Annotated in this window: 16 protein-coding genes and 2 pseudogenes; 17 read left to right on the top strand and 1 reads right to left on the bottom strand. The window is 38.8% G+C overall.

Translation table 11 applies throughout. From position 1 onward, the window contains the following. Positions 1 to 334 precede the first annotated feature (334 nt). Positions 335 to 547, bottom strand: a complete 213-nt coding sequence (locus tag ACTNDS_RS14785; RefSeq protein WP_441036610.1) for a hypothetical protein — start codon at positions 545 to 547, stop codon at positions 335 to 337. 28 nt (positions 548 to 575) lie between these two features. On the opposite strand from ACTNDS_RS14785, the gene ACTNDS_RS14780 reads away from it, so the two are divergent. The 17 genes and pseudogenes from ACTNDS_RS14780 to ACTNDS_RS14700 all read left to right on the top strand — a co-directional run bounded on the left by ACTNDS_RS14780 (position 576) and on the right by ACTNDS_RS14700 (position 11,720). Next, positions 576 to 1,151: a hypothetical protein gene (locus ACTNDS_RS14780; protein ID WP_441036609.1), complete on the top strand. Its 576-nt coding sequence runs from the start codon at positions 576 to 578 to the stop codon at positions 1,149 to 1,151. Positions 1,152 to 1,426: 275 nt separating this feature from the next. Next, positions 1,427 to 1,852 (top strand): GNAT family N-acetyltransferase, encoded by a 426-nt coding sequence (locus ACTNDS_RS14775; protein WP_441036608.1) that lies wholly within the window; start codon positions 1,427 to 1,429, stop codon positions 1,850 to 1,852. Then, positions 1,837 to 2,304 (top strand): SDR family oxidoreductase, encoded by a 468-nt coding sequence (locus tag ACTNDS_RS14770; protein WP_441036607.1) that lies wholly within the window; start codon positions 1,837 to 1,839, stop codon positions 2,302 to 2,304. The genes ACTNDS_RS14775 and ACTNDS_RS14770 overlap by 16 nt, the downstream gene beginning before the upstream one ends. Before the next feature lie 80 nt (positions 2,305 to 2,384). Beyond that, positions 2,385 to 2,498: pseudogene (locus tag ACTNDS_RS14765) on the top strand (8-oxo-dGTP diphosphatase MutT); the annotation flags it as partial. Between the two features lie 29 nt (positions 2,499 to 2,527). Continuing rightward, positions 2,528 to 2,743, top strand: a complete 216-nt coding sequence (locus ACTNDS_RS14760; protein WP_441036606.1) for a hypothetical protein — start codon at positions 2,528 to 2,530, stop codon at positions 2,741 to 2,743. A 292-nt stretch (positions 2,744 to 3,035) separates the two neighbouring features. Then, complete coding sequence (locus ACTNDS_RS14755; RefSeq protein ID WP_118509515.1) at positions 3,036 to 3,305, top strand: ArsR/SmtB family transcription factor; 270 nt, start codon at positions 3,036 to 3,038, stop codon at positions 3,303 to 3,305. Between the two features lie 3 nt (positions 3,306 to 3,308). Continuing rightward, a complete protein-coding gene (locus tag ACTNDS_RS14750) occupies positions 3,309 to 3,998 on the top strand; it encodes a DUF5714 domain-containing protein (RefSeq protein WP_441036605.1) in 690 nt (229 codons plus the stop codon). Then, entirely contained in the window at positions 3,991 to 4,398 is a 408-nt protein-coding gene (locus ACTNDS_RS14745) for an arsenate reductase ArsC (RefSeq protein ID WP_441036604.1), read from the top strand. Before ACTNDS_RS14750 ends, ACTNDS_RS14745 begins: the two co-directional genes overlap by 8 nt. Positions 4,399 to 4,964: 566 nt before the next feature. Then, on the top strand, positions 4,965 to 5,279 hold the full coding sequence (locus tag ACTNDS_RS14740) for a multidrug transporter (RefSeq protein WP_026648564.1): 315 nt from the start codon (positions 4,965 to 4,967) through the stop codon (positions 5,277 to 5,279). Between the two features lie 56 nt (positions 5,280 to 5,335). Continuing rightward, positions 5,336 to 5,746, top strand: a complete 411-nt coding sequence (locus tag ACTNDS_RS14735; protein WP_441036603.1) for a peptide deformylase — start codon at positions 5,336 to 5,338, stop codon at positions 5,744 to 5,746. A gap of 26 nt (positions 5,747 to 5,772) precedes the next feature. Continuing rightward, a complete protein-coding gene (locus ACTNDS_RS14730; RefSeq protein WP_303242933.1) occupies positions 5,773 to 6,141 on the top strand; it encodes a VOC family protein in 369 nt (122 codons plus the stop codon). Positions 6,142 to 6,193: 52 nt separating this feature from the next. After that, positions 6,194 to 6,511 (top strand): annotated as a pseudogene (locus ACTNDS_RS14725) (DNA methylase); the annotation flags it as partial. 15 nt (positions 6,512 to 6,526) lie between these two features. Next, positions 6,527 to 6,940, top strand: coding sequence for a hypothetical protein (locus tag ACTNDS_RS14720; protein ID WP_441036602.1), 414 nt, complete (start codon positions 6,527 to 6,529; stop codon positions 6,938 to 6,940). Positions 6,941 to 7,014: 74 nt separating this feature from the next. Beyond that, positions 7,015 to 7,632 carry a helix-turn-helix transcriptional regulator gene (locus ACTNDS_RS14715; RefSeq protein ID WP_441036601.1) on the top strand — a complete coding sequence of 206 codons (618 nt, stop codon included), beginning with the start codon at positions 7,015 to 7,017 and terminating at the stop codon, positions 7,630 to 7,632. A gap of 380 nt (positions 7,633 to 8,012) precedes the next feature. Next, the gene (locus ACTNDS_RS14710; RefSeq protein ID WP_441036600.1) at positions 8,013 to 8,720 is read left to right on the top strand and encodes a gamma-glutamyl-gamma-aminobutyrate hydrolase family protein; all 708 of its coding nucleotides are present in this window, start codon (positions 8,013 to 8,015) and stop codon (positions 8,718 to 8,720) included. 33 nt (positions 8,721 to 8,753) lie between these two features. Next, positions 8,754 to 9,545, top strand: a complete 792-nt coding sequence (locus ACTNDS_RS14705) for a LytTR family transcriptional regulator DNA-binding domain-containing protein (RefSeq protein ID WP_441036599.1) — start codon at positions 8,754 to 8,756, stop codon at positions 9,543 to 9,545. 192 nt (positions 9,546 to 9,737) lie between these two features. Continuing rightward, positions 9,738 to 11,720: an alkyl/aryl-sulfatase gene (locus ACTNDS_RS14700; protein WP_441036598.1), complete on the top strand. Its 1,983-nt coding sequence runs from the start codon at positions 9,738 to 9,740 to the stop codon at positions 11,718 to 11,720. The last annotated feature ends 3 nt before the right edge of the window (positions 11,721 to 11,723 follow it).

Genomic DNA, 11,723 nt, shown 5'->3' with positions numbered 1-11,723 from the left:
CATAATCATTAATTCGACAGCAAAATTTTACATATCTATTTCTTATCAGAAAGATTTACTTTCCATAGACACAAGAATTTTTACACCCTCTTTTATTATCTTCTTATTAATGAAATATAACGCACAAAACGAAAGTAAAAACCAGTGTAAAAACGATTATGCTAAACATTATTGCGCTATCGGCTTCATTTGCCTTCTTCAGATCTTCCTTGTTTCCATATCTTCGATATCTTTCGCGGTATATGTCACCCTGTCCCCATGACAGCCTGAAGAGCTTACACGCAAGCCAAAAGATACCCATAAAAGTTAAAACAATATCCATTTTCGCGCCCCTTTATCCAATATAATGAGTAATGCAAGAAACGCCTTCACCGCGATATTTACCGCCATTGTTTACCAGATCCGCGAACGCTTTCGCTTCGTCTTCGGTCGCGAAATGTCTTTCGTCAATAATCCGTGTTTCCCAGATATCGAATTTAATCACAACAACTGTATAAAAGCCACCATTTACTTGTACTGCACTAACATTATTATTCATCATTTCCACCTTTTACCCTTTCTCTGATTCCCACTTTATGAATATCACAGCTAAAGTTGCTTTGAGAATGATACCGGATTCACTGGCAACACAGCCGATATTTCTTTGTGTGGATGATACCATGGTAGCAAAGGTCGGAACTCGGTTTGAGAATGTTTCAAAACTCTTTGACCATGCCGCACATAATGGTTCCAATTATCTGAATGGACACTGCTTTGTAAATATTATGCTTTGCATACCTGTATGGAAGAATGACAGGATGAAACATATTCCGCTGTTTTTGTACTCGTTCCGGTGGAATATTGAAACAAGCTACTATGAGCAGAAAACCTTCTGGTCACTTTGCAGTTATATGGTACGAAGCTGCAAGGGTATTGAAATGCTGGTAAATCTGATCAATATCTGTTATTGTGCAATGAAGATCTTACCCTATCAGGATGAGCAGTTTTCCGAATATCGTACAAAAAGTGTACAGGAGTTTCGTTTTGAATTAAGTCAGGGCATTCGCAGCCAGATATTTTTGACCAATTTCGTTAGAAACATCGAAACACATATAAAATCAAATGTTATCATAAAGGCTTTAAAACAGCTGATTCGTCAGCAAGTCTATTAATTATAAAGTTGTAAACTGGTGTAATAAACAGAATCAAAAAAAATTCGTCTAAAGAGAATAAGATATAAAAACAGAATATAAAGCGTAAGAGCATGTAGAATCTATCTATGTGCTCTATTTTTTATATTTTTCAAGAAAAGGGACTAACAGTCCGGCAGAAAGGAAATGGAAGCGATATTGCTTGGGTATAAAAGATGGACTGAACCTAAAAAGTACGGTAAAATCAGTATTAGAAATGAAGCTCTGAAATCGGGAGCTGATGGAGGATAATCGTTATGATCAGAAAGATGCAGAATACAGATATTAATAGAGTTGCTGACATATGGTTAAAGACTAATTTAAAAGCACATGATTTTATTCCTGAGCAATATTGGACAAGTAATTATGAATTAGTGAAAGAAATGATGTCACAAGCGGAAGTCTATGTGTATGAAGATAATAAAATGATTCAGGGATTTGTAGGACTAAGTAACGAATACATTGAAGGGATTTTTGTTTCTAATGAAATGCAGTCATGTGGTATAGGTAAACTTTTATTAGACTATATCAAGAATAAAAAAATTAGGTTACGATTAAACGTATACCAGAAGAAGGCCAGAGCCATCTCTTTTTACCAAAGAGAAGGGTTCGATATTCAATGTGAAGGATTAGATGATGCTACTGGTGAAAAAGAATACATAATGTTGTGGCAACAGAAATAGAAAGCGGATTTTGGGGGAGAATTTTATATGGAGTTACAGCACCATTTTATCTGGCAAAACTATTTCAGCCATATTTTTCTGAAGGAGCTGCCATTGTCAATATTTCATCTTCCCGTGACCGCATGAGTCAGCCGCAAACAGAAAGTTACACCGCAGCAAAAGGCGGAATTTCAGCATTAACTCATGCGTTGGCAGTCAGCCTTGCAGGAAGAGTACGGGTCAATTCAATCTCTCCGGGATGGATAGATACTGACTTTACCGAATATACAGGAGCAGATGCAGTGCAGCAGCCGGTTCATCGTGTGGGAAATCCCATGGATATTGCCAATATGGTACTGTTTCTTTGCTCTGAAAAAGCAGGCTTTATCACAGGTGAAAACATCTGTATTGACGGTGGTATGACAAAACAAATGATTTATCATGGTGATTGTGGGTGGAGATTTGACATCTAATGGTGAGGACGATGAAGTAATGAAAAATAGTGTAATTTTAGCGTTTCTGTTAAAAAAGCGATTATATGAGTTTACACCAATTGAAAGAAGCGGAAGCCGCAAAATGGCTTACGAAGGATCAACTGGACAGCGTTGCCTGGCTACCGGCAGATGTCACTTTGATAGAGAAAATTCGAAGGAACATGGAGAACTGATTTCTAATATTATTTTCGGAGGAATAGCTATGATATACACAGTAAAACGAATTGAGGAAGACCTGGACTTCGGTTGTGAGGAACGACCGAAAGGTATGCCAGTCATGGCAATAGTGACGCTTATGAATTCTTCAGGAGAAGAAATAAGGATAAAAGCAGAGGATGCCATGCTCTATGAATGTAACATCAATGAAGGGGACAAGGTCTGCTTTGATGCAAATAACAAGTTGGAAAAAGTAAAATAAAAATTGTAGAAGAAACAGAGAATATATTTGGATAAAGAAAACCAATGGTTTTGACTGTTATCAGTCTGCACCATTGGTTTTTTAGTTCAGCTAATTCCTGAACAGTAATGGTTGTTGGAATTTTTGTACAGCCATTTGGTGTAAACTGATAACATTAGAAAAAGAAATCAAAAGCGAGAGATAAAATGGGGAAAGAATGCTATATAACTCTTATTCAATAAATATACATTGACAAGTATCTATGCGTATGATAAATTAACACATAGACAAACGTCTATGCGAGGTGGCAAAAATGGAAACAAGAGATATGATACTGATATGTAAAGCATTATCGGATACAAATAGGCTGGAGATTGTTCAGATGCTGTCAGACGGAGAAAAATGTGGATGTAAGATTCTGGATAAATTCAATATTACACAGCCTACTTTATCACATCACATGAAAATATTGGTCGACTGTGAGCTTGTAAATGATCGTAAGGAAGGTAAGTGGCATCATTATTCTCTGAATAAAAAAGTAATAAGAGAGGCAAGTTCATTTATTGAAGCTTTGGGAAGGTAGGAAATGGAAATGAAAGAAGAATGTATTATATGTAAAGCACCACTTATATATCTTGAAAAAGATGAAATGATGGAGTGCATGTTATGCCATAAAAAGGAATTAAGCAAAACCCGATGTGAGCAGGGCCATTATGTATGTAATGAATGCCATACAAAAGGAATGGATGTAATTATAGACATATGTCTTAGTGAAATATCTAAGAATCCGATAGAAATTATAAGAAAAATGATGGAACAGCCATTCTGTCATATGCATGGACCAGAGCATCATGTTATGGTTGGTTCAGCGCTCCTTGCTGCATATAAGAATGCAGGTGGTGAGATTGATTTGCCGGAAGTTCTGCTTGAAATGATGAATCGAGGAAAAGCTGTTCCGGGTGGCGTATGTGGATTCTGGGGTGCTTGTGGTGCTGGAATTAGTACAGGGATGTTTATATCAATAATCTCAGGAGCGACTCCACTTAAAAATGAACCTTGGGGTCTGGCTAATAAAATGACTTCCAAGGCACTTGACGCAATCGGGAGCATTGGTGGACCAAGATGTTGTAAAAGAGATTCTTATATGGCCATAATCTCAGCGATTGACTATGTGGCAGAGAATTTCAATATACAAATGGAAAAGCCTGTTATAAAGTGTATTCATTCTGATAAGAACAATCAATGTATTAAGGAGAGGTGCCCATTTCATGAATAAGAAAAAAGTCGCATTTATCTGTGTTCATAATTCATGCCGTAGTCAGATAGCAGAGGCATTGGGAAAACATCTGGCATCAGATATATTTGAAAGCTATTCGGCCGGAACAGAGACAAAGCCTCAGATTAATCAGGATGCCGTTCGTGTCATGAAAGAGATTTATGGAATAGACATGGAAGCAAATGGTCAGTATAGTAAGCTGATTGCTGATATCCCAGATGTTGATATCGCAATATCAATGGGCTGTAATGTGGGATGTCCTTTTATTGGAAGAGCATTTGATGATAACTGGGGACTTGATGATCCAACGGGGAAATCAGATGATGATTTTAAGGCTATAATACAGCGGATTGAGGAGAATATCTTTGAGTTAAAGAAAAGGTTGAACGAGAACAAATAGAATACCTGCAGAACAAAATAGCAGCTTATCAGCTTTATGACACAGGACTTACTGTGACAAAGGAAGATAAGCTGCTTTCCTTATCTATCTGCAAGTATTCCAGTAGGATTCCTGTTTTGAGACAAATGTCCGGAAGGTGGGTAACCACTTCCTGTCCTTGCTATTCTCTATCTTCAGCTGTTAAATGCAAAAATAATCCAGGAAGTTTAGTCTTTTGGTTGTCGGGATTTTTGTACAGCCATTTGGTGTAAACTGATAGCATTAGAAAAAGAAATCAAGGGGGACTGGCAGATGAAAGGTTATAACACAAGCAACGGATACATGGGATACGTAGAAGGCAAATACATTTTATTTGCCAGTGAACGAGAATATTTCGAGTTTATGGAAGATTGAGAAGGAGGAAGGAACATGAGCAAAAGTAAAAAGGGATGGGAAGAAATTTTGTTTTGTAGGAAAGATTCACTATAGGAATTGTATTTATGTTATACTTGAGTTGATATTGAAAGTAAAAAAATACTAGTAAGTGCTTTTTTTGAAAATTGGCACTCGAGGAGACTACAGAAATTATGGAAATTTCAAAAGCAGATTGGAAGTTATATCGTGAACGTGTTTCAGATTGGCAGGAACATTATATGGAGCAGCTCACCAAGGAATATGTCGAATTGCTTACATCCCCGGGAAACGCTTCGGATCATTTTTGGGAACTTGAAAAGAGAATAAAACAGGATAAGAAACATCCAGGTGTTTTGATTGAACTTCGTAAGTCGACAGCATTATGGGATATTGCGTATTTTGTCAGAGATAAGGTAATAACGATGAATGAGCTTGAAGGATTCAGTGAGGATCTGATTGATGCTGTAAAATTAATCTTGAGCCGATGAGAAAGATTTTCGGTCAGGATAAATAAAAATTAGAAATTAAATACAGGAGAAAATAAATGGTAAAGCAAATCGTAAGAGACATTTTCTTTTTAGGCCAGCCATCCGAGCCGGCCACAAAAGCAGATATCCAGATTGGGAAGGATCTGCAGGACACACTGCAGGCGAACCGGGAACGGTGCGTTGGTATGGCTGCAAATATGATTGGTGTAAGGAAGAATATTATCATTGTGAATATGGGATTTATAGATGTTGTTATGTTTAACCCGGTGATTGTTTCAAAGCATGATATGTATGAGACAGAAGAAGGCTGTCTGTCCCTGGATGGTGTTCGTAGGACGACCAGATACCAGGAAATTGAAGTAGAGTATTATGACTTCAATTGGAAAAAACAGCGCCAGAAACTGTCTGGATGGACGGCACAGATCTGCCAGCATGAGATTGATCATTTGTCCGGAAAAATTATATAACCAAAGCGGATTGCGAGGTGACGGATATGCTGAAAAATGTATTGATTGTGGTGGATGATATAGAAAAATCCATAGAGTTTTATAAGGACTTATTTGGACTGCAAGTGATTCTTCAGAATGAAGGTAATGTGATCTTATCGGAGGGACTTGTTTTGCAGGACGTCGGTTTATGGGGAAAGACGTTGGATGAAACTTCTACGCCATTTAATAACAGGATGGAATTGTATTTCGAGGAATTTGATATAGATGAATTGATTGCAAAATATGAATCTGGTAAGTATTCCGTCCGGTATGCCACAGAACTGACAGAACTTGCAGGTGGGCAGAAGCTTGTAAGACTGTATGATCCCAGTGGTAATCTCATCGAGGTTCGCACTCCGTTTATGTGTAATTGAGGGAGAAAATATGCAGATTTTTGTTGATGCAGATGCCTGTCCGGTAGTTGGTATAGAGTTATATGACAGGATCGTTGACAGAAACCTGCTTGTCAGAAGAATCAATATCACAGCGAACAGGCTTGTGGATGAAAGTTCTGTCAAAAAAGAAGAAGTGTATGAACAGCTGGATCTTTTTACGGATTATGAGGCGCAAAGGAAAAAGAAGGAAGAGGAAGAAGCTGCGCTGGATCGTGAGAAACGTATGCAGGAGGCAATGCTCAGTATTAAGAAGAAATTTGGAAAAAACGCTGTACTGAAGGGAATGAATCTTCAGGAAGGTGCAACCGCCAAGGACAGAAATGAACAAATTGGCGGACATAAGGCGTAAAGGAGTTGGAAGAGGATGAAAAATAATTCTTATGAAGATATCATCAATTTATCGCATCCGGTCTCTAAGAATCATCCGCAAATGCCACTTCGGGATCGGGCAGCACAATTTGCTCCTTTTGCAGCGCTGACCGGACATGATACTGCGATAAAAGAAACGGCAAGATTAACCGATGAAAGATTGGAACTGAGCGAGGAAGTGATTGCTCAGCTGAACGAAAAAATCAATATAATCAGAAATAATATCGGTATAGAACAGAATGTATCGATAACTTATTTTATTCCCGATGCAAAAAAAGCCGGCGGATCCTATGTTACGTGCTCTGGTATTGTAAAAAAGGTAGACGAATATGAGCATACCATAATCATGACAGATCAAACGGTCATTCCAATTGAACAGATAAGCGGTATTAAATGTGAAGAGTGGTAAATGTAAAAACAGATACAAAGAATATAGAATGTTTCACTAGGAAAAGTTGAGACAGAAAGTGGAGATGATGTGCAATGGCTTCATTTGATCAGAAGCTCCGTACGTTATATCTGATGGAAATCTTGCTTGAACGTACCGATGATACACACATGCTAAATGCATCGGAATTATGTACGATCCTGGATCGTGAATATGGCATTAGTACGGACCGAAGAACAATTTATACAGAGATGGAGATTCTTGATAAATTCGGACTGGATATCCAGCAGAAGAAGGGCAAGTGTCCTGGCTATTATATTGGTGCCAGGGATTTTGAGCTGCCAGAGTTGAAGCTTCTTGTGGATGCAGTTCAGTCTTCTAAATTTATTACAGAAAAGAAATCCAAAGAATTGATACAGAAATTGGAGAAGCTTTGCTGTAAGACAGATGCCGAAATGCTTTCCAGATATGTCTTCATTGTAAACCGACCGAAGACAGAGAATGAAACGGTGTATTATAACGTAGATTATATTCACACGGCTATTTACGAAAATAAACAGATTAAATTTCACTATGCGGAATGGACAGTTAAGAAGGAGATGAAATTGAAAAAGAATGGTGCCTTCTACATTGTCAGTCCCTGGGCGTTGACATGGGATGATGAAAAAGTAAGAAAGATGGGTATAGCAGACCGGGATTATTTGGAAGTATAAATCATTACGACAGCAAAGGCCATAAAATTGGAGAAAGCAGGCCAGGGTTCTTTGGCGGAATGAATCATTATGATGACAGAGGCCACAAGACTGGACATAGTGACAGGAGTTTATTGGGAGACTGGAATCACTATGATGATTAATAGGAACCGGGAAAAAACTATTCTGAAAAGGAAAAAACTTTTTTATTATCGTATTACATGATATAGCAAATACAGAAATGAATGATATGCAAAATAAAGTAAACAAGTTGATGATACATAGAGAGTGTAACTCGTTTTGAGTTGCACTCTTTTTGTGACAAATTTATGTATATAGAGTATAATGAATGGTAAATAGTATGAAATATACAGCATGATGGAATTTAAGGAGAAACAGAGATGAGAAAAGTAATCGGTGTTATGCCGCTATATGATGCTGAAAAGAAAAGTTACTGGATACAGCCGCGTTATCTGCAGATGCTCGAAGCAGAAAATGCAATACCCCTGGTGCTTCCTTTAACAACGAATCATTATGAGTTAGACTATTTTATTGAAATATGCGGTGGTTTTTTGTTAAGTGGAGGGCATGATGTGTCTCCGGCTGTTTACAGGGAGGAACGGAAGCCCTGGTGCGGGCCCTGCTGTGAGGCACGAGATGAAATGGAGCAATATATTTTAAAGAAAGCTGTGGAAGCAGATCGCTCTGTTCTTGGTATTTGCCGTGGTATTCAGCTGATGAATGTCTGCTATGATGGAACCTTATATCAAGATCTGAAGACGGAATATGGCACCTGTATCAATCATCGTATAGAACCTTCATACGACAAAACCGTACATATGAATACAATACAAAAGGATACTCCGCTTTATGATATTTTAGGCAAAGAACACATTAGGGTGAACAGCTATCATCATCAAGCAATTAAAACACTATCACCTCAGTTTAAACAAATGGCGATTTCAGAAGACGACTTGATCGAGAGCATTTATATGCCAGCTTGTAAATATGTGGTGGGTGTTCAGTGGCATCCTGAATATTCCTATCAGCTTGATGAAAACAGCAGAAACCTTGTACATTCTTTTGTCGATTCTATTCAAGGTTGTTGATCTTTTGTAAAATTGTGAATAGGAGATGGTGCCATGCAGCAGAAATTCATTACAGTAACCTTCAATCGTGCTAAGATCGCACTCCGGTGTGCAGATATTCTTTATGTGATCATGTCTGATGATCATTGTACCATTCATATGTTTGATGGAAGTGTTTATCGTTGTCGAATAACATTGAAAGAATTAAAGAAGCAGTTGGATGAAGGGTTTATGGAGGTAAAACGTGGCTGTATGATTGCAGTGTCTGCAATCAGTGATATTGGAGATAAAATTTTACTGTCTAATGGAGAGGAAATCTGCTATACAAAGAGAAAGAAAAAGGCTCTCAGAGAAGAACTGCAGAAAAAACAGGAGCTTATGATTGCAAAAATCAGTAAAAAAAAGCTGCCGCTGACCCCGGAAGAATATAGCAAATATTATAAAATATGTGATAGTCTCCCGTTTGCATTTACGGATATAGAAATGGTATTTAATGAAGAAAAAAAGGCAGTGGACTGGATCTTTCGATATGGGAATGAAGCCTTGGCTACACTGGAAAAGCTGCCGTTGGACAAGATGATCGGGAATTCCTTTTCCAGCCTTTTCTCCAATATGGACGCAAAATGGCTTCATGTTTATGAACGTGCCACCTTGTACGGTGAAACACTTGAAATCATGGACTATAGTCCGGAAATAGATACCAATCTGAAAATTATATGTTTTCCCACATTTCCGGGACACTGTGGATGCATTTTGTTTAATGCAGACCAAATGAAATCTATAAGTGAAGAAAATCATATGGTCAGGTTGGCTGCAGTTGCTATGAAAAGTAATCCCACTATATAAAGAAATGTTATAAAGAAATGTTGTTTTACCGCTTATTGTGTTGATTTACCGCAATAAAAATGTCATTTCGCAACAGCTTGATTGTTTCCCTGATATATTCATGCTATATTCTTATTAAATATAGCTCTTGTGATCAATTGAGATTTACAGCAGAGAATATTCAAAATTCTTGTAGGACAAGGGGGAAATAACATGAAAAGAAAAAAAGTAATTGCTTTGATTACTGCTGCATTGACATTTACCATGACTATCTGTGGCAGTTTAACTGCAGCTGCAGCATCAGAATTAACAGCGGAAAGTAAACCGGCCACTCAGTATACGATTGATGCAAACCAGGAAGTTTATGCATTGCTGGATTTCGAGGATACTGCAGAGTTTGAGAATGCTACAAAGGGTCAGATCGCTTCTCCGGATACTCTGGATATTTATGATGAGAACGGAAAGCTTGTATGGAGTCAGACGGCATATGCTTTTCTGGATCAGGACGCTCCGGATACAGCAAATCCCAGTCTTTGGAGAGATACACAGCTGAATCACATTTATGGTCTTTTTGAAGTAACGGATGGAATTTATCAGGTGCGTGGCTATGATATGTCAAATGTCACATTCATAAAAGGCGATACAGGATGGATTGTAGTAGATCCATTGATGAGTGTAGAGTGTGCACAAGCGGCTCTTGCCCTGGTGGAAGAGAATCTGGGCACTTTTCCTGTAAAGGCAGTGATCTACAGCCATTCTCATGTTGATCATTTCGGTGGAGTCAAGGGAATTGTTTCGGAAGAAGAGGTACAAGCCGGCAATGTGCAGGTAATTGCACCGGAAGGCTTTGAGAAGCATGCTGTCAGCGAGAATATTTATGCAGGTACTGCTATGGGACGAAGAGCAAGTTATCAGTATGGAACAATGCTTGAGGGTGGTGAAACAGGATCCCTTGCCATTGGTATTGGTATGGGACAGTCCAAGGGTAGAACAAGTTATATTTCTCCTACACTTGAAATCACACAAACTGGTGAGAAGCATACTATTGACGGAGTGGAAATTGAATTTCAGCTTACTCCGGGCACCGAAGCACCGGCAGAGATGAACTTCTGGATTGGATCCAAAAATGCTTTGTGGATGGCTGAAAACTGTACAGGAACACTCCACAATCTGTATACACTCCGCGGAGCCCAGGTGCGTGACGGAAACGCATGGGCAGAGTACATCATGGAATCTCTGGCTCTCTATGGTGATAAGGCAGATGTGGTATTCCAGTCCCATAACTGGCCACATTGGGGAAATGATACCATTCAGGAATATATGACCAATACTGCAGCTGTATATAAGTTTATTAACGACCAGACATTGCTCTACATTAATGAAGGTTATACGGAAACAGAGATTGCCAATATGATCCAGCTTCCGGAGGAACTGGAGAAAGTCTGGTATACTCGTCAGTATTACGGTACAGTTTCTCATAATTCGAAGGCAGTATATGAGAAATATATGGGCTGGTATGACGGTAATCCTGTCCATCTTGCTGAACTTACACCATCGGATTATGCCCAAAAGCTGGTAGAATATTTCGGTGATACAGATGCTGTTCTTGAAAAAGCAAAAGAAGATTTTGCCAAGGGAGAATATCAGTGGGTGGCTCAGATTACCAATACGCTGGTTTTTGCTGATCCGGAAAATACGGATGCACGTTATCTGTGTGCGGATGCATTGGAGCAATTGGGATATCAGGCAGAATCAGGTCCATGGCGCAGCGCTTACCTTTGTGCTGCACAGGAACTGCGAAATGGTACAAATACCGATGATGCAACGCGAAGTAGCGGTAACGGTGATGTTTTCTTACATATGACACCGGATATGATTCTGGATTATCTGGGAATTTTTGTAGATACGACGAAGATTCCAGATCTGACCTTTACAGCAAATATTATATTGCCGGAAGGTAATTATGTACTCCGCGTAAAAAATGGCGTACTTCTTTATCAGAAGGATGCACAGGATCCGGATGCAGATGTGACATGGAATACCAAACGTGCCGGACTGTTGGCTGTTGTTCAGAAAAACGCTGAGAATGTTGCTGCTTTGATCGAACAGGAGGGTGATGAGACCTGCCTGACACGATTGATGGATGCGGTTACTGTTACGTCAGAGTATAAATATTTTAACATTATTGAACCATAAAGT

Source organism: Blautia sp. HCP3S3_C12, assembly GCF_052064155.1.
In the GTDB taxonomy this organism is placed as follows: domain Bacteria; phylum Bacillota; class Clostridia; order Lachnospirales; family Lachnospiraceae; genus Blautia_A.
This window is presented reverse-complemented; position numbering and strand designations above follow the sequence as displayed.

Excerpts from the sequence above, each read along its gene's own strand:
- ACTNDS_RS14780 (WP_441036609.1), top strand. The coding sequence starts at position 576 with ATGAATATCACAGCTAAAGTTGCTTTGAGAATGATACCGGATTCACTG.
- ACTNDS_RS14715 (WP_441036601.1), top strand. The coding sequence starts at position 7,015 with ATGGCTTCATTTGATCAGAAGCTCCGTACGTTATATCTGATGGAAATC.
- ACTNDS_RS14740 (WP_026648564.1), top strand. The coding sequence starts at position 4,965 with ATGGAAATTTCAAAAGCAGATTGGAAGTTATATCGTGAACGTGTTTCA.
- ACTNDS_RS14745 (WP_441036604.1), top strand. The coding sequence starts at position 3,991 with ATGAATAAGAAAAAAGTCGCATTTATCTGTGTTCATAATTCATGCCGT.
- ACTNDS_RS14760 (WP_441036606.1), top strand. The coding sequence starts at position 2,528 with ATGATATACACAGTAAAACGAATTGAGGAAGACCTGGACTTCGGTTGT.
- ACTNDS_RS14720 (WP_441036602.1), top strand. The coding sequence starts at position 6,527 with ATGAAAAATAATTCTTATGAAGATATCATCAATTTATCGCATCCGGTC.
- ACTNDS_RS14755 (WP_118509515.1), top strand. The coding sequence starts at position 3,036 with ATGGAAACAAGAGATATGATACTGATATGTAAAGCATTATCGGATACA.
- ACTNDS_RS14700 (WP_441036598.1), top strand. The coding sequence starts at position 9,738 with ATGAAAAGAAAAAAAGTAATTGCTTTGATTACTGCTGCATTGACATTT.
- ACTNDS_RS14750 (WP_441036605.1), top strand. The coding sequence starts at position 3,309 with ATGGAAATGAAAGAAGAATGTATTATATGTAAAGCACCACTTATATAT.
- ACTNDS_RS14705 (WP_441036599.1), top strand. The coding sequence starts at position 8,754 with ATGCAGCAGAAATTCATTACAGTAACCTTCAATCGTGCTAAGATCGCA.
- ACTNDS_RS14710 (WP_441036600.1), top strand. The coding sequence starts at position 8,013 with ATGAGAAAAGTAATCGGTGTTATGCCGCTATATGATGCTGAAAAGAAA.
- ACTNDS_RS14775 (WP_441036608.1), top strand. The coding sequence starts at position 1,427 with ATGATCAGAAAGATGCAGAATACAGATATTAATAGAGTTGCTGACATA.
- ACTNDS_RS14730 (WP_303242933.1), top strand. The coding sequence starts at position 5,773 with ATGCTGAAAAATGTATTGATTGTGGTGGATGATATAGAAAAATCCATA.
- ACTNDS_RS14735 (WP_441036603.1), top strand. The coding sequence starts at position 5,336 with ATGGTAAAGCAAATCGTAAGAGACATTTTCTTTTTAGGCCAGCCATCC.